The following is a 16,388-nucleotide window of genomic DNA, read 5'->3' as shown; positions in this document are numbered from 1 at the left end:
TGTTTAAGTAAAGCGTGTTTTTGGTCCTACAGAAAGTTGTATTCAAGTCACTGAATTGACTTTGTTTATAGCTCATCGGGACAAAATTTTTTTGCCTTCTTGGGGTGAAAGTTCAAATGGATTATTCTGTTTAGTAGACGGGGAAATCCTACTTACTCCCGGAAGATTAAGGATTAAAGATGATGAAAATGATGGCCATGATGCCGCTTGCAGTTCTGCTACTCACGGCATGTTCTACAACGACCACCAAAAAAACATCCAGTAAAAAATCCTATAATCCTACCGTTGCTGAACAGGCCGAATATTATCGCGTTCAAGAACAGCTGATTGAAAAAGATCTTCCTAATTGTTCTGGTTGTATTCATGGATCTGCCCATGAATTAACTTTCACAGCTCCACTTCAAACTTATGAGATCTCTTCCGAGGCCGCTCGTGAGCTAGGTCTTACTAATACAAAATTTGATATCCCCGTTACATGGAACAAACAGACTGCGATGTGGGTGAAGTTTTTCACTGGCCGCGGTCGTAAGCATTTTGTGAATTACACTCAACGTGCTGGTCGCTATGCTCCGGTTCTTTCAAAAATCATGGCGGACAATGGTCTTCCACGTGATTTGATTTACCTCGCGATGGCAGAATCTGGTTTCCAGAACCATGCCCGGTCGTGGGCGAAAGCAGTTGGCCCTTGGCAATTCATGCCGGCCACAGGGAAAAAATTCGGTCTTAACATTGACTGGTATGTAGATGAAAGACGTGACCCACTTAAGGCCACGATCGCAGCTGCAAACTATTTAAAGATGCTCCACGGTCTATTTGGCTCTTGGGAGCTAGCGGCCGCTGGATATAACGCTGGTGAAGGAAAAATCGCCCGCGCTATTCGCATGTACCGCACGAAGGACTTCTGGCAAATGTCGAAGGGCCGTTACCTTCGTCCAGAAACAAAAAACTACGTTCCTAAAATCATGGCCCTTGCGATCATCGGTAAAAACTTAGACGTGTTCGGTTTCACTGATATTGAGTTCGAGAAGGCCCTGGATTATGAAGAAATCATGGTGAAAGGGAACGCCGATCTTTACGAAGTGGCAGAAGTCCTTGAGCTAGATTTCGAAGAAGTGAAGCGCTACAACCCAGAAGTTGTTAGATGGCAAATCCCTCCTTATGTAGAGACATATCCTCTTCGTGTACCGGTTGGTGCGAAAGATGCTTGGGATGAGTATAAGGACAAGGACTCTGTAGTTGCTGATAGCTTTAAGACTTACGTGACCAATGGTCAGTCTTCACTTCAGCACATTTCTCGTAAGTTCAAAGTTCCAGTAGATGTTTTATCGGAGCTTAACCCAGACATCTCTGAGAAAAGGCTTAACCCAAAAACGGTCGTTTATTTGCCGTTCCGTGAAGATCACTCTCTTCACGCCAGCATGTACGCGGACATTTATGAGAAATCGACTAGAAAAACCTCTCGTCGTCGTAGCTACGATCGTTTGATCAGCTCATACAGCAAGAAAGGTAAGCTTATTAAAAACCCTTCTGTGTTCTACACTGTGAAGAAAGGGGACACTTTGTGGCGCGTGGCCCAAAGAACTGGTGTTCCGATGAGTACAATCATCCGAACTAACCGTCACATCATTAAGAGACGCACGATTCTTCCAGGTGACCGTCTCGCCATTCGCTAAGAAAACACCGAAAAATCTTTTTTAAAGAAAAGCCACTCGTAAGAGTGGTTTTTTTTTTATAAGATTTGCCCATGAGTTTTGGTCTACTAAAGCATTTTAAAGATTCCAAGAGTGGGGCTGCAGATAAAGTTTCCTCTAAACATTACCGTCACATCATCATCGGCCAGGATCTAGGCGCTGTTTTGAGACTGGTTGAAATCCGTAAATCATTTCCGGATGAATCAGTTCGTCTCATTACATCGAGACCGATCAATCGCCAGAACTTGATTGAGAACTACGAGTTTGGTGTTTCCCATCTTCGTTCAGCTTCAGCGGTTGAAGCGATCTATCGCAAATTTCATAACGCTAAAATCATGCCTCAGCAAAAAGAGGCCTCTTTCTATAAGGATGGAAAGTTTCATGATTTTGGCGGTAGAGCGAAATCTATGGAGCTTCAGACTGGCGAAGATTTCTTCATCGGTAAAGGCTATAAGCTTGAACTCGCGGGACTTTTCTCGACTGAAGACTGGGAAAATTTAGATCAAATTTTAAAAGATCATTCGGAAATTAGAATTTTTGAGGCCATCGAAAAGACCACTCCTGATGAGTTAGTGGATAAAAAAGAATGGCGTCTTTCATTCAAAGATTTTTCTATTCTTACGGCCGAAAATCTTTATGTTTCGCTATCACCGAAAAAGTTTTTGAACCTTCTTCAAAACAAAGAGCAGCTGACTCCTGAACTTATTGATGTTTGTTCATCGGTAAGAGTTCAAGCGGCGATTTCTGTGACATGGAAACTTAATAAAGAAATTTATCCAGAAGAGAAGACTCTTTTCATCCCACAAAGTATGACCCATGAATGGGGTCATTTCCTGGTGGAATTTGAATCTTACAACTATCAAAATAAAGAGCAGCTTTGCCACGTGTTGTTTTTAATTCATGAGGAAGAGCCACAATCTGAAGATCTTGCCGCTAAAATCAAATTGATGAAGCGTGTATTGGATCGTGTGTTCCCTGATATCGAAAAACACATCAGCAAAGAGTACATCCGTTTCGACGATGAAATGTTTATTTCGGATGTTAAAGATGCTGCTATTGAACAAATGGCCTTTGATTTTCCGACTCTTCGTTTTCTGGGCCAAGCGGCCCCGATGTCGGCAGATCACACTCAAGAAAAGTTTTTATCAAGAGTTCTTTTATAAGGAGATAACATGAAATTCTTGCTCGCGTTGGTTCTACTTGTATCATCAGTTATCGCTTCTGCTCAAAGCCGTATCGTTTCTATCGATGCTTTTGATCTTTCGTACACTGGTGGACTACTTATTAAATCTGATAGCGGAAAAGGCACAGATCGTGATGAAACGACTTTCCGTCTAAATCTTAACTACGCTCAAAACTGGGAACAATACGTTGGTCTTATGTGGAAAGCGAAAGCTTACATCAACCGTCAGGACGTTGATTGGGGTGTAGACTCAGTTAACACTGCTTGGGGTGCTGCTGGTGGACTTCTTTATAACTTCCAGGCTGACAACATTAAAGAGTCTTTCTTTGCTGGTGCAATGATCGGTATCGAGAGAATGACTGTAGAAGCTAAAGGCCTTGATGATGAGTCTGGCTTCAATTTCTTCACTGATCTTGAGTTTGGTAAGCGTTTTGACCTTGGCCAATACTCAGTTGCGAACATCTCATATGCTCCAACTTTTGCTGTAACTCTTAAGCGTTACGGCGGGGATATTCGTGATGAATATTTCAAATCAGGTAACGAAATTAAGATCAACTTTCTTAAGTTTGATATCCTTTTTTAAAATTTCTTAACAAGATTTTTCTCACGAAGGCCACCACTCGGTGGCCTTTTTATTTTTCATTTCTCCTATGATAGGGGCAGTGATCGTCAAAAAATTGATACTCATAGGACCTGTTTCTGGTTCTACTGCAAATAAAAATTTTATTGCCAAAGGAATATTGGTTGGTGAGACTTTAAGTAATAAATGGATTTTTAGTTTTTAGCTACTTACTACATGAATAGGAATGACAGTACGTCATTATCAAAAAGGAGATTTCATGAAAAAACAGCTAACAGTTGCACTTGGACTTGCTGTTCTAGCAACACCAGCTTTCGCTACGAAGGCTCGCCTTCAAGCTCTAGGCGAAGATTCTTACGGTTCAGCTTACATCAACGACAACCGTAACATCTGGCTTAACTCTGCTCAAGTTAACAACCACAAAGACCTTGTTACTTACGAGTTCGGCGGAAACGTAAATCAAGATTCTGCTGAAACTGCTCGTGGTGAAGGTGGCGCATTCAAAGCTATGGGTAACCTAGTTTGGGGTGTCCAGTTCGGTGGTGCTTCAAATACTGGTAACGCTCTTCGCACTGGTGCCGGTCTAATCGACGCTTCTGCTGATATTGCTAATCAATCTGACGTTTCTTTCCAGGGAACAGGTTTAGAAGAAAATAACCTTGCTCTTTTCCTAGGTGGCGACGCTGGTATTAAATGGGGTGCTAACCTTGAGTACGCAAAAACTGCTCAAGAAGATTCTCCAGTTTCTTCTGAAGCTATGAGAACTCGTCTTGGTGTTATCATGGGTGATACTCAAGTTTACGCTAACATCAACATTATCAATAACGCTAAAGGTGAAACATCTGTTACTGATACTGCAGCAGCTCCAGTGGGCAGCCTTACTGGTGCAGCTAAGTTCGAAGGTGATCTAGGTTACCAAGTAGGTGCTATCCACGCTATCAATGGCAACACTCTATTCGTAGACTACCGTTCATTCGATATGTCTTCAGATATCCAGGCTACTGGTGCTGGTGCTTTCGCTGCTGGTATCAGCCAGAAGAAAGATATTTCATCTAAGCAAGGTGAAATCGGTATTGGCCGTGTTGAGCGTCTTAACGACAAATCTAGCCTTTTCGTAAAAGGTTCATTCTTTATGCGTGATATCGAAAATGAACACGGTAAAGGTGCTGGTGTTGCGGCTTCTCTATTCGGTCTTCTTTGCGAAAATGGTGGTATCACTGCTTGTAAAGAATACAAAACTCAACGTGTTCCAGTTGTTATCGGTCTTGAGACTGAAGCTACTTCTTGGTTAACTCTTCGTGGTTCAGTATCTCAAGTTGTTTGGGGTACAAATGAAATCAACGGTACAGAATCTACAGTTCGTAACTCTACAGCAATCAACGCTGGTGCAACTCTTAAGTTCGGCGAACTTTCAGTTGACGGTGTAGTTGGTACAGCTGATGCTACTTCTGCTGTTGCTGGTGAGAACACTGGTGCTGGTAACGGTACACTTCGCACAGACAACCTTATGTCTCGTGTAGCTATGACTTACCGTTTCTAATCTTTTCTTAACTGATAAAGATACGAGGGCCCGGTTTTCCGGGCCCTTTTTCGTTTTTACCCATCTAATCTTAAGGATTCAGTCCCATTCCGGCTCCAAGTTAACTCAAAAACCGGCCATTCCCTGTTAGGAAAATCCATTAGTTATTTTTTAACTAAAATAGTACAATTTTTGAAACACAAGGAGCGGGTCGATGAAAAGAATGATCGCGGTAGCTGGTCTACTTGTTGTATCAGCAGCAAGCGCACAAGAATTGAAATTTGGTGACGTTAACTTTTTTTTAAAAGAGCACCAACAAAACCTAACGCTAGATATTTTTCAGACATATTATAAGTCAGAAAATAAGGCCAATCAGACGACTGAGACACGCGGAAACTTGTTCTCAGCAACTTATGCTTACGCGTTTTCTAATTCAATCAATGCTTTCCTTGGTCTTGATTACATCATCAATAATCAAACTGAAGACAGAACGAATACAGATGCTTCTTTAAACCAAAATTCATTCTACAGTAATGGCCTAGCTAACCCTGCTGTTGGTTTAAACTATCGTCTTTTGAATCAAAACTCTTCACGTTACAACGTTGACTTCGGTTTCATTGCAAAAATCAATGTTCAAGACGCAGAGAAAGGCTCACTTGGACCAGGACCAAAAAATGGTAACTACGCCAATGGCAGAAACTCATATGAGTTGAATGCGCGTACTGGCCGCAAATGGAATGAGGCGAACGAATGGCAATTGGCCGCTGGTTTTATCTACAACCAAGAAGGCGATTACAAGCAAAGATCAGCTGGTGGTGACACTACAATCGATGAAGATTCATCTCAAGACATCTATCTTCGTGCAACTTACCAATACCGCCCGGTTAATGAGTTCATGACTCTTATCTCTGCTCAAGCTACTCGCGTAGGTGAGATTGATAAAGATATTCAAGCTGATGATCATGTGGATTTGGATTTCCGTTTCATAGCAAAATATCTGATTACAGAAAGCTTCATTGCCAAGTTTCACTATGGCATGTCTCGTAATTCTGATTACGATACTCTTGATGGAGCTGGCGAAGAAGTTAAACGTCGTGAGAACTTCTTCGGCCTTGGTGCTGATTTCCTATTCTAATCTTTTTTCTTTGGCAGTCGGGGAGCGAATTGAGCTTCCCGACCCTTCAAAATCTTCAGTAAAATCAATTCCCGATTACAATCAACACCCTTTTCATCCATTAGATGCTCAATCTGTTGAATGATGTCTTCAAGTTCTGATAGTTGTTCCAAGAGTTTCAAAGAATGTCGGACGATCATGCCCACCTCGCTCTGTATAAATCGTAATACGAAAGTTTGATATATCAAACACATTTTTCAAATGGAAAGATTTACCTTTAGAATCCGGCTGCTTAATGCGACGTGTTTCTATTAGAATAGAAAGGAATTAAAGAGGCATACATGAATCGCAGAAGTTTTGTTCTTTCTTGGGGACGTAAGATTTTTTTTGGCATTTCTTGGCCATTATCAACATTGATCGCGCTCCTTTATCTAAAAAGTTTTGTATTACCACAGACACCAACTGATTGGGTGTATTACGTAACAACACTCATTGGTCATTATGGTATCGCGAATGCAATCGTGTACTTTCTTTTGTACTGTCCGATTGTCCTCCTCATGCCGACTTATTATGTTTCGCGGTTCTGGTCTCTTTTATTAATTTTGATTTTGAATCTCTTCATCTTGTTAGATGCTGTGGCCTTCTCTTCATATCAACTTCACATCTATAGTTTTCTTTCAAAACTTGTGATGTCAGAGGGAGTGCAGAATCTAGTCGGAGCAAATGGAACAATGATCGGTGCTATCGGTCTCGTTGTTCTGGCCGTTGTTATTTGGATTCGAGGAGAAAGAGTTTGGCGTTACATGCAAACTCGCTTTAGTAATCCGGTTAAAAACTGGTACTTGGTTTTAATTGTTCTATGCCTACTGATCGGTAAATCAATCTATCATTACGGAAGTATTGATCCTCGTTTATCTTCACTTTTTCCTCTGGATTTCAATCCAAAGAGAGAGGATGAAAATAAAGTCGTAGACACACGAACTCTTCATTATCCTTCTTCAAAACTTTCTTGTACCGGAAAGAACAATCCTAACATCGTCATGATTGTCATCAAAGAGTGGTCACAGGATCAGCTTAATCCTGAACTTATGCCAAATGTGTTTCATATGAAAAAACACGGTATGAGTTTTAACTCGCATTATAGTGTGAGCACTGATGCCAATGGTGGAATTTTTTCTCTCTATTATTCAATTCCTTCAAGTTATCAAACGACTGCCAAGGACGTTAGTCCAGCAATCATGACTGAACTTGATCGTCGTCAGTATGAGATCGTTGACCTAGGTAATGATGCTACGGCAACTTCGAGTCCTTCGGAGCATGATGAAAAAACGCTTCAGTCGTTTAAAGATTGGGCGAATAATCGTTCTTCAGATCTGATTCAGTCATATTCATTGAATCTGACTTTTATTCAGCATGCAGGTGAAGTAGATAAACTCATCCAAAGTGTTGTGTTAGAACTTCAGAAAGAAGGCCTCTTAAAAGATACTTATATTGTTATGACAGGTGGCCATTCTGGCCCATCAAGTCTGATGATGCCACTTCTGGTTTTTACACCGGACAGAAAAGCGGATGAAATTGATCACGCGACTTCTAGCTACGATGTCATTCCGACTTTGATGGACACGGCACTAGGATGTAAAAAAGTTTATCATTCCGTTGGCCTAGGTAAGTCCCTTTTTGATGAGGGAAGAGACTGGCTTCTAGTAAGTGGAAAAGATAATTTTAAAATTTTGGATCTGTCGAAATCTGTTTTAACAACAGTTGCTGGTGGAAATATTTCAGATGTTTCTCTTAAAGGTGGGGAAGCTCAACCTCGTCGCGAATTGATCTTTAAGGCCCTCAAGATCAACAACAAATACACAAAGCCCAATTAATTTTTAAGTTCCAGCAGCACCAGCGTTTCAAAATGTCTGGTCTGCGGGAACATATCAAACAACTGAACTCTCTTTACTGAATAGTGAAGAGAGAGTTTTCTTAAATCCTGCGCCAGAGTTTCATAGTTACAACTTGAATAGATCAGATGCTCGGGTCTTTGGTTAATAATCAAGTCCGTGGCATCTGCAAGTCCTCTACGAGGAGGATTCACTAGAATCACTTCTGGATCAAATGCTTTCAATTCATCTGAGACCTTGCCAGCATCAGCGCTCTTGAATTTTAAGTGAGAGAGATTTTGTTTTGCGGCCGTAAGATTGGCCTGAAGAACCGCGTCTGCATTGATTTCAATGCCGAGTCCCTCTTCAATGTAAGGAGCAACGAAGAAACTAAAGGCTCCTTGCCCACAGAAAAGCTCCAGAAACCTTTTCGATCCTGATTCTTCCACCCAATTGGCCGCCGTCGCATAAAGTTTTTCAGCGACCGCTTGATTGGTTTGAACAAAGGCCCGAGGCCCGAGTTTCATATCAACTGATCCAAGACGATGAGTCACGGAAGTCGTTTCAGTGATAAAGACTTCTTCTTCACCTTCAAGCAAGGCATGAGGAACCGGTTGAATATTTACCGAAATAGATTTTAGATGAGGAACTTCTTTAAGAAGCGCGAGATGATGCTTCGTAATTCGAGAAACTGCCTCTTTCGAACGCATGATAAAGCGCAGATAAGATTCTTTACTCGAAGGAGAGTAAAAAAGAATGATTCCCTTGAGCTCGCCCCTTTTGGCCTCAATGTTATAGGGAACTAACTTCGCATCAGTGATAAATTTTTTGATCGCAGGAAGGGCCTGATTGATTTCATCCAAGTGAAGGGGACAATGAAGAAGTTCCCTTCCTGAATCCAGGTCTTTCTCACCCCATAATCCAATTACTGGATTTTCCATGGTGCCAGTGACCACAAATTTAGCTTTATTTCTAAAAGAGAATTCTTGTGAAGCGACCGAAGGAAGGAGGGAAGATGAAAAATCTTTGAGTGATTCTGACAACAGCTTCTCTTTTAACTGAAGCTGATCACGATAATCCACTTCCATGAGATCACATGAATGACAAATGCCTTGCTGAAAGTAACCACAAATATTTTTCATAAAGTATAATCATACTCATAACGGGGAAAGATGATAAGGGCAAGTTTCAAACCAGTACTTTGGAAGATTCTATATGTGGTCATCGTACTGATGCTCCTTAGTCCTCTATACATGTACTTCTCACACGATGTGGAAAAGCTTAAAACTCTGTATCCTCATGCTAAAAATCAAAATGTAGAAACTCCAGAATATGAATTAAAACCTGGTCGTCCCAAAAATTGGGCGAGCTTGAAAGAGATGTCGAGTTTTGCAAAGTGGGCGATTATCTTTTCTGAGGACTGGAGTTTTTATCAGCATCAAGGCATTGATCTTGAGCAAATGAAAGTGGCACTCGGGGAAATGGCCGATGGAGAAAGATTTAGAGGAGCAAGTACCATCACTCAGCAGATGGTAAAAAACGTTTTCCTCTCAGAAGATCGAACCATCTGGCGTAAGGTCCACGAAATCATTCTTGCTCAAAAAGTAGAGAAGGTACTTACTAAGGCCCGCATTCTTGAAGTGTATTTAAATGTGATCGAATTCGGTCCAAAAATTCATGGAATCAAGGCCGCTTCTTACCACTACTTCAGAAAGCATCCTTCGGCCATCAATCCAAAAGAAGCGGCATTCCTGGCGATGCTTCTACCAAGCCCTAAACGTTATTATATTTCTTATAAGAACAAGAAACTTACAAGCTTTGCCCGTCAAAGAGTGAATGCCATTCTCACCAAAATGCGAATGGGGAAGGTCCTTTCCTTAGACCAGTACGAAGCACTGAAGAATTCAAAACTGTCTTGGGAGCGTTAGATGAGATGCCTTAAACACTCATAGGCCACGGCAGTGGCAACGTTAGAAAGGTTCAGCGAACGAATTTCTTTTGAGTACATAGGCAACTGATAAATTTGCGACTGGTATTCCTGCTCAACTTCGTAAGGGATGCCTCGAGTCTCACCACCAAAAATCAAATAGCAGTCTTGAGAATAGGGTGCTTCATAGTGAAGTTTGGAACCATTGTTCTCATAGAAGAACAGTTTTTCTCTCGGCGGATTCTCACGAATGAGAAAGTCTTCCCAAGAGTCAAATTCACGAAGCTTTACATGTTTCCAATAGTCGAGACCGGCGCGACGAACGGCCTTCTCATCAATTTCAAAACCGTAAGGCTTAATCAAAATGAGTTCGAGATTAAGGGCGACACAAGTGCGCCCGATACTCCCGGTATTACCGGGAATCTCAGGCGCAAATAGTACAATCTTAAATTTGGTATTATTTTGCATTAACCAATAGGTGAGTCAGAGTACGAACGATTAGACCAGAAGCTCCGTGACCAGAACAGTATGGAAGGTGCGATTGAGAATCAACAACACCAGCTACGTCTAGGTGGGCCCACTTAATATCGTTCTTAATGAACTCTTCTAGGAAAGCAGCACCGATTGCAGTACCAGCTCTCATCGGAGTACCAATGTTTTTGATGTCAGCGATCTTAGACTTAATATCTTGTCTCCACTCATTGATGATTGGAAGTTGCCACATATATTCGTCTTGAGCTTTTGCTGAACCAAGAATTTCATTGATCCATTTCTGATCGTTACCAAGGATCGCACAAACCTGGTTACCAAGGGCCACTAGAGCAGCGCCAGTAAGAGTGGCAGCGTCGATGATGTAATCAGGACCTTGGTCACAAGCGTAATCAAGAGCATCACCAAGGATCAAGCGACCTTCAGCATCTGTGTTCAGGATTTCGCAAGTTTTACCATTTCGAGCAGTAACGATTGCGTCTGGAGTTGTAGCAAGCTCGTTGATCGCGTTGTCAGTCATAGCAAGGATACAAGTGATTTTAACTGGAGCTTTTTCAAGAACCGCTGCACGGAAAGCACCGTAAACAGTTGCTGAACCACCCATATCATTCTTCATGCCGGCCATGCTTGCACCTGGCTTCACACAGTATCCACCTGTATCGAAAGTAATACCTTTACCAACAAGAGCGATGTGCTTTGTCTTAGAAGTAGACTTTGGTGGCTCATAAGTAAGGTGAACAAGGCGAGGCTCGTAAGCTGAACCAGCGTTCACAGAAAGGAACATACCCATTTTTTCTTTTTGGATCTGTGCCTTGTTAAGAACTTTAATTTTTACACCTTTAAGGTTCTTCTTAACGTCAGCTTCTACACGACGAGCATATTCTTCAGAGTGAAGGACGTTTGGTGCTTCGTTAACGTAGTCTTTAATAACGTTAATTGATTCACAGATGTTCTGAGTTGAAGCAAGTGCCTTCTCGATTTTTGCAGAGTTCTTTTTCTCAACATGAGCGAACACAATAGTCACTTCTGCTGATTCTGGCTTTTTCGACTTATATTTATCGAAAGAGTAGTCTGAAAGATAAATCGCTTCAGCGATTAGAGAAGTTGTAAGAGCTTCGTCTTTAAGAGTGTTGAAACCAGGAACATCGAAGGCCACAGTTGAAAATTTTCCAGCTTTAGCGGCCTTGTAAATTTTAGCAACTGACTTACGAAGATCTTCTGCTTCATATTTTGTTTTATCACCAAGACCAACAACCCAAACTGTCTCACCGGTAGCGCCAGTGAATGAAAGAGTTTCGTCTTTAGCACCTTTGAATTTCGCGGCTGATTTTAGGTTTGCGAATTCTTCTTTAAGACCTTTGTCTGACCAATGGTCGATAGAAACAGATGATTCAGCTTTGGCAGCTTTTGCACCTTTTGTAGTTTTTGCTGCTGTAGTGGCAGTTTTTTGGAATGCAGTGAGGATCTTTAATTCAGCGCCGAGGAACTGATCCCCAACAGTGTCGAGTTTAAATAGCATGGAAGCTCCTTTATTAGTCACCCTATTCTGCCATTTCTTGAAGGAAAGGTGAATCTGGAGTATTTTGTTCTTAGGATAAAAATATGAAGCTTTTATTGCAACGATACCTTGCCGCACAATTTGTTCTGCCTTTGGTGGTGAGTACCATCTTTTTTATTAGCTTCCTTCTGACTTTCGAGTTGTTTCGGATGACAGAACTCCTGGTGACCCGAGATATTTCTCTGTGGTTTACCCTCAAACTGATTGGAAATATTGCTCTTACCTTCGTTCCGCTCTCTCTTCCAATTGCAGTATTCTTCTCAACTATTTATTGTTTAAATCGCATTTCAGGTGATTCAGAATATATTGCTATGCGCGCAGGGGGGATGACTAAGTTTAAAATCCTTCTTCCGTTTCTTATCATTGCCGGTCTTCTTACCGTCAGTGTGTATCAGTTAAACCAAACTGTAATTCCTAAATCCAATAAGGCCTTTAAGCAGAAGCTTAACTACCTGACTTCAAGTGGTCTCCTGGCCGGGATTAAAGAAGGACAATTTTTTACTCTGATTCCAAGTTTGACTCTATTTGCGAGTAAATCGACTAAATATGGTAGAAATCTCGATGAAGTGTTTCTTCATATTCAGGAAAATCCTCAAAACTCGAAGGTGATCTTTGCGAAGAGAGGAGAGCTTATTTTTGAAAGAGATGCTGAGTCTTTGACTGAAAAATTGACCCTCGTTCTGCACGATGGAAACATTGTGGGTCAGGCAAAAGGCACGGATCAGGAAAAAATTCTTTTTTCGAAGTACGTGTTTCCAGTTTCCCAGCAACAATTTGAAGATCGTTTGAGTATCAAAGAAACGATGCTTTCTTCTAAGGAACTTGAAGGAGTCTTAAAAATGACTCCCGAGGAAGCTGAAAAGGCCTACCGTTTTAACAAAAAAGAATTCTTCAACGCCAAGTATGAATTTTGGAACCGTAAAAACGGCGCTTTTGTCTGTTTCATCTTTTGTTTCCTGGGTTTCACTCTGGGTGTGACCGGGAACCGTGGAAAAGGAAAGAACTCGGGTCTTATTGGGCTTCTTTGTTTGATTCTTTATTACGGACTTTATTTTTCTCTCGTAAGCTTTGCGAAGAAAGAGGTCATTCCTATTCCTGTGGCGGTATTTTTACCAGTAACAGTAATGACGGGGTTGGGTCTTTGGTTCTATCGAAAACTAGATTGGCAGTCATAAAAAAAGGCCAGATCGCTCTGGCCTTTTTTGCTTATTGATTGGCTTTTCGTTTCTCTAATTCTTCTTCTTCAAGTTTCATTCTCTTGATGTAGTCCTCAGCAGTGTAGAGGATGTCATCCTTTGCCTTCGGGAAGAGCGGCAATTGGAATTTAGCATTGCTTTCTTCCGGGAAGATCAGACTTTTAACACCGGACTTGGTCGGAGTTTCGATTAAATAGTTGTTATAGAAGATCTTAGTGACTTTCACGTTTCCTAGGAAAATACGGATTTCATTTCCTTGTAGGAAAAGATCACTGTCTTTATTAATGATGACGCTTTCGATGGGATTGTTATCAATTTTGTAACTTAACCAAGTGTTACCTTCAGTCGCGCGGATGTAAATGTTTTGAAGCTCAGAGTTCATTGAATCTTTGATCTGCTGAGGAAGAATAGCAGTATCTTCATTTTCAGGAGCATCAGTTTTAACTGAGAATAGTTTCCCGCGAACTTTTTTAAAGTCTACAGTTGGAAAGTTTCTAGGGAACTCTGGTTCAGCTTTAACTTCCTCTTTTTTAGCTTCAGCTGCTGGAGGAGTTGCCTCAGTCGGTGTAGTAGGAGTGGCCGTTGCCTCGGTCTTTGGAGGTTCAGGTGCCTTTTCAGGTTGCTTAACTAGTGCAGAACTCGATTCGATTTTTGGACCAAGATCTTTTTCTTGTTGGCCACTTACTTCGCTCTCAACCACAGTAGAGATGAGCTTATAACCACCCACAAAAAGTAAAATCACCGCACCAAAAATAATGATGGGAAGAATAGACTTTGTGCTCTCAATGATTGAGTCACCACTTTCAATGACTTCATGAGGAGTAGGAGCTTCGTCAGTAGGGGATTTTTGTCCGGCCAATGGCTGAGTAGAGCTTGGCGTAGACATGAGTTTTGTATGATTGAGGGCCGGGAATGGCTTACCCAGAACATTAAGATAAGTGTATTCCATCTTCGTGATCGCCTCATCCTGAGGAATCCCTAAGACCTTCACATAACTTTGTACGAACCCTTTAATATAAGCGGCACTTGGCAAATGATCGTAGTCATTGGCCTCAAGGCACTTCAGAATGTTCACGCTGATCTTTGTTTTTTGAGAAAGCTTCTCAAGCGTGAAGTTTTTGTCGAGACGTTTCTGCTTCAGGTACTCGCCTAGGAGACCCATTGATGCATTCGTCCCTTCTCCCTGGTTCATTTCTTGTTTTTCCATTTACCCCATCCTTGGTGTATTAGAAATCTGGAGATTCAAGCACCTTCCTTGATGCATGAGCTTCTGTAGATTTATTTCTTGATTCAATTTCGTTTAGTTCGATTGCTTTTGAACGGGCCTTAACAGCAAAGGTCGTTTTGGGAAAGCGAGTATCAACATCATCTAGCTTGATACGTGCCTCATCGTAGCGACGAAGTTCGATCAGTGTTAGTGCCTGATAGTAGTGGGGTGCAGGCAAATCGTAGCAAGTCCCCATAGAGGCCTCTTTAAAATTTGTCAAAGCCGAGTTGAATTGGCGGCGTTGATACTGAACTAGTCCTAGCTGATAGTAAGCAGGACAATAGTTGTCGTCTTCCTTGATCGCTTTTTTAAAATAGTTTTCAGCTCCCACAATGTTTCTGCGGTTCTGAAGTTCGATGATACCAAGATTGTAATATGTGCGTGCTTGCTTATCGTAAGTCAGATCTTTTAGAACCTGTTTGTAGATTGTTTCAGCTTTTTCAACTTCACCGTCTTTGTAGAAAATAGAGGCGAGGTTCACACGCGCATCTGAGTTACGATCACTTGCTTCAAGAGCGGCATTAAGAGTTTTCACAGCAAGATCTTTCTCGCCCTTGAAATAATAGGCCATGCCGAGATTGTTCAAAATTTCAGTGTTGTCAGGATTTAGTTCGTTGGCCTTGATGAGATTTTTAAGTGCTTCAGTGTACTGGCGATCCATCAAACTTTGTGTACCGGCACCGAAATAAATCTCAGCTTGTTTTTGTTGAAGTTTGGTTTGTTTTGAAGCACATGAGGCCAGCACAAACAGGCACAGGAAAACGATCCCCGTTGATTTTGAACTAATGGCTTTAAACATGGCCCCTCCTAACAAAAAAATGCTTTATTTAATTCTAAGTAAGGGGATCATTTTTGTAAAAAGAAAATCAGCTTTTCCTCTCGAGAATTATGAAACTTTCGAAATGAAAGGTTGAGGGAAAAAAATCAATCAAAAAGGCCTGACCAATCGTATAGCCTTCTATCGCCATTACATCTCGGGCAAGTGTGTGAGGATCACAGCTTACGTAGGCGATCGTTTTTGGTTTTAGTATTTCAATCCATTCTTTTAAGTTTTTAAGACCGGAGCGGGGTGGATCCAGGAGAAGGTTTTCAACTTTAAGATCCCTCTTTTTTAGCTCAGATTGAATTCTATTTAAGGCCGAATCATCGTAGATATTCTGGTTAATGAACTCTGGGCCAGGTACTTGGGAGTAAAGATCCACGCCTAAGCGCTTAGAATAATTCAAACCGTTACTGAGATTTCCATTGCCCGCGAATAAGTCGAGTAAATCAGTCGACTTCTCTAAAATCCACTTCTCATGCAAAATCGTTTTGAGTTTTTGATTCATTTCTTCGAACACCTGAGTAAAGCCACCATCAGCATAGGGCCTATTCCAGGATGTCTTGATTTGATTTTGGACCCAGTAAATCTCAACGTGGCCTTCCGGTTGACCCTTAGGGACCTCTTTCATCCACTGATCTTGATGATAAAGGCGTTTGATTTCGGCCTTTACTTCAGGGAGACCAATTAAGCACTCAGGTATGCTGGTGATGCGATTTGACTGGTCCTTCATTCCGATTAGCTTAGATTTGAGACTATAATGAAGCTGAATCCGATTTCGGTATTCAAATCTTCGTACTGCGCCAATGACTTGAACCTCAGGCAAAGGAAGTTTTCGGAAGAGTTTTTGAAAATTCTCTTTTTTAAATTCCAACTCGTCTTCATAGCTCACTTGTTGATAGTGGCAGGATGGACAAGTATTAAAATGAATACATGCTGGCGTAATTCGGCGGGAAGAGGGAGTTGAGAGCTCATGAACCTTAGCAAAGGTGACGCCTTTTCTTTCTGCAAGAATTTCAGCGACCCCCTTGTCACCGACAGTAGTTTTAGCAATAAATGTTACTTTATCACCGAGTTTACTAACTCCCTGTCCCAAGCTATCCATACTGGTAATTTCGAAAGGGATGAGGCGTTTTTGGCGCATGAACAATTCCTAGGATTGTTTGTAAAAAG

The 16,388-nt window shown here is 41.5% G+C and carries 15 protein-coding genes; 8 read left to right on the top strand and 7 right to left on the bottom strand.

Translation table 11 applies throughout. The annotated features are described in order from the left end of the window. The first annotated feature begins 179 nt into the window (after positions 1-179). From ACJVC5_RS03240 to ACJVC5_RS03220, 5 genes are all read left to right on the top strand, one after another. Positions 180-1,673, top strand: a complete 1,494-nt coding sequence (locus ACJVC5_RS03240) for a lytic transglycosylase domain-containing protein (protein WP_408097952.1) — start codon at positions 180-182, stop codon at positions 1,671-1,673. Positions 1,674-1,744: 71 nt separating this feature from the next. Further along, positions 1,745-2,854 carry a hypothetical protein gene (locus ACJVC5_RS03235; RefSeq protein WP_408097951.1) on the top strand — a complete coding sequence of 370 codons (1,110 nt, stop codon included), beginning with the start codon at positions 1,745-1,747 and terminating at the stop codon, positions 2,852-2,854. A gap of 9 nt (positions 2,855-2,863) precedes the next feature. Further along, positions 2,864-3,457: a hypothetical protein gene (locus tag ACJVC5_RS03230; protein ID WP_408097950.1), complete on the top strand. Its 594-nt coding sequence runs from the start codon at positions 2,864-2,866 to the stop codon at positions 3,455-3,457. 256 nt (positions 3,458-3,713) lie between these two features. Further along, a complete protein-coding gene (locus ACJVC5_RS03225) occupies positions 3,714-4,994 on the top strand; it encodes a hypothetical protein (RefSeq protein WP_408097949.1) in 1,281 nt (426 codons plus the stop codon). A 193-nt stretch (positions 4,995-5,187) separates the two neighbouring features. After that, entirely contained in the window at positions 5,188-6,108 is a 921-nt protein-coding gene (locus ACJVC5_RS03220) for a hypothetical protein (RefSeq protein ID WP_408097948.1), read from the top strand. On the opposite strand, the gene ACJVC5_RS03215 is transcribed toward ACJVC5_RS03220, so the two are convergent. After that, positions 6,105-6,287, bottom strand: a complete 183-nt coding sequence (locus ACJVC5_RS03215) for a hypothetical protein (RefSeq protein ID WP_408097947.1) — start codon at positions 6,285-6,287, stop codon at positions 6,105-6,107. The genes ACJVC5_RS03220 and ACJVC5_RS03215 overlap by 4 nt on opposite strands. A gap of 141 nt (positions 6,288-6,428) precedes the next feature. Here ACJVC5_RS03215 and ACJVC5_RS03210 point away from each other — a divergent pair, with 141 nt between their 5' ends. Continuing rightward, positions 6,429-7,961 carry a DUF3413 domain-containing protein gene (locus tag ACJVC5_RS03210; RefSeq protein ID WP_408097946.1) on the top strand — a complete coding sequence of 511 codons (1,533 nt, stop codon included), beginning with the start codon at positions 6,429-6,431 and terminating at the stop codon, positions 7,959-7,961. Here the strand turns inward: ACJVC5_RS03210 and rlmD are convergent. Next, a complete protein-coding gene (gene rlmD, locus ACJVC5_RS03205; RefSeq protein ID WP_408097945.1) occupies positions 7,958-9,100 on the bottom strand; it encodes a 23S rRNA (uracil(1939)-C(5))-methyltransferase RlmD in 1,143 nt (380 codons plus the stop codon). The two genes, ACJVC5_RS03210 and rlmD, sit on opposite strands and share 4 nt — an antisense overlap. A 75-nt stretch (positions 9,101-9,175) precedes the next feature. On the opposite strand from rlmD, the gene ACJVC5_RS03200 reads away from it, so the two are divergent. Next, positions 9,176-9,886: a transglycosylase domain-containing protein gene (locus tag ACJVC5_RS03200; protein ID WP_408097944.1), complete on the top strand. Its 711-nt coding sequence runs from the start codon at positions 9,176-9,178 to the stop codon at positions 9,884-9,886. Here the strand turns inward: ACJVC5_RS03200 and ACJVC5_RS03195 are convergent. Continuing rightward, on the bottom strand, positions 9,883-10,353 hold the full coding sequence (locus tag ACJVC5_RS03195; RefSeq protein WP_408097943.1) for a tRNA (cytidine(34)-2'-O)-methyltransferase: 471 nt from the start codon (positions 10,351-10,353) through the stop codon (positions 9,883-9,885). The genes ACJVC5_RS03200 and ACJVC5_RS03195 overlap by 4 nt on opposite strands. Continuing rightward, positions 10,343-11,893, bottom strand: a complete 1,551-nt coding sequence (locus tag ACJVC5_RS03190) for a leucyl aminopeptidase (protein ID WP_408097942.1) — start codon at positions 11,891-11,893, stop codon at positions 10,343-10,345. Before ACJVC5_RS03190 ends, ACJVC5_RS03195 begins: the two co-directional genes overlap by 11 nt. Before the next feature lie 83 nt (positions 11,894-11,976). On the opposite strand from ACJVC5_RS03190, the gene ACJVC5_RS03185 reads away from it, so the two are divergent. Next, positions 11,977-13,107, top strand: coding sequence for an LptF/LptG family permease (locus ACJVC5_RS03185; RefSeq protein ID WP_408097941.1), 1,131 nt, complete (start codon positions 11,977-11,979; stop codon positions 13,105-13,107). Between the two features lie 31 nt (positions 13,108-13,138). On the opposite strand, the gene ACJVC5_RS03180 is transcribed toward ACJVC5_RS03185, so the two are convergent. From ACJVC5_RS03180 to ACJVC5_RS03170, 3 genes are all read right to left on the bottom strand, one after another. After that, positions 13,139-14,335, bottom strand: a complete 1,197-nt coding sequence (locus ACJVC5_RS03180; protein ID WP_408097940.1) for a helix-turn-helix domain-containing protein — start codon at positions 14,333-14,335, stop codon at positions 13,139-13,141. 19 nt (positions 14,336-14,354) lie between these two features. Continuing rightward, entirely contained in the window at positions 14,355-15,194 is an 840-nt protein-coding gene (locus ACJVC5_RS03175) for a tetratricopeptide repeat protein (protein ID WP_408097939.1), read from the bottom strand. Positions 15,195-15,261: 67 nt separating this feature from the next. After that, positions 15,262-16,359: a class I SAM-dependent RNA methyltransferase gene (locus ACJVC5_RS03170; RefSeq protein WP_408097938.1), complete on the bottom strand. Its 1,098-nt coding sequence runs from the start codon at positions 16,357-16,359 to the stop codon at positions 15,262-15,264. Between the last annotated feature and the right edge of the window lie 29 nt (positions 16,360-16,388).

It is taken from the genome of Peredibacter sp. HCB2-198 (genome assembly GCF_045999315.1).
Taxonomy (GTDB): Bacteria; Bdellovibrionota; Bacteriovoracia; order Bacteriovoracales; family Bacteriovoracaceae; genus Peredibacter.
The sequence above is the reverse complement of the archived record's forward strand: the minus strand, read 5'-3'. Positions and strand labels throughout refer to the sequence as shown.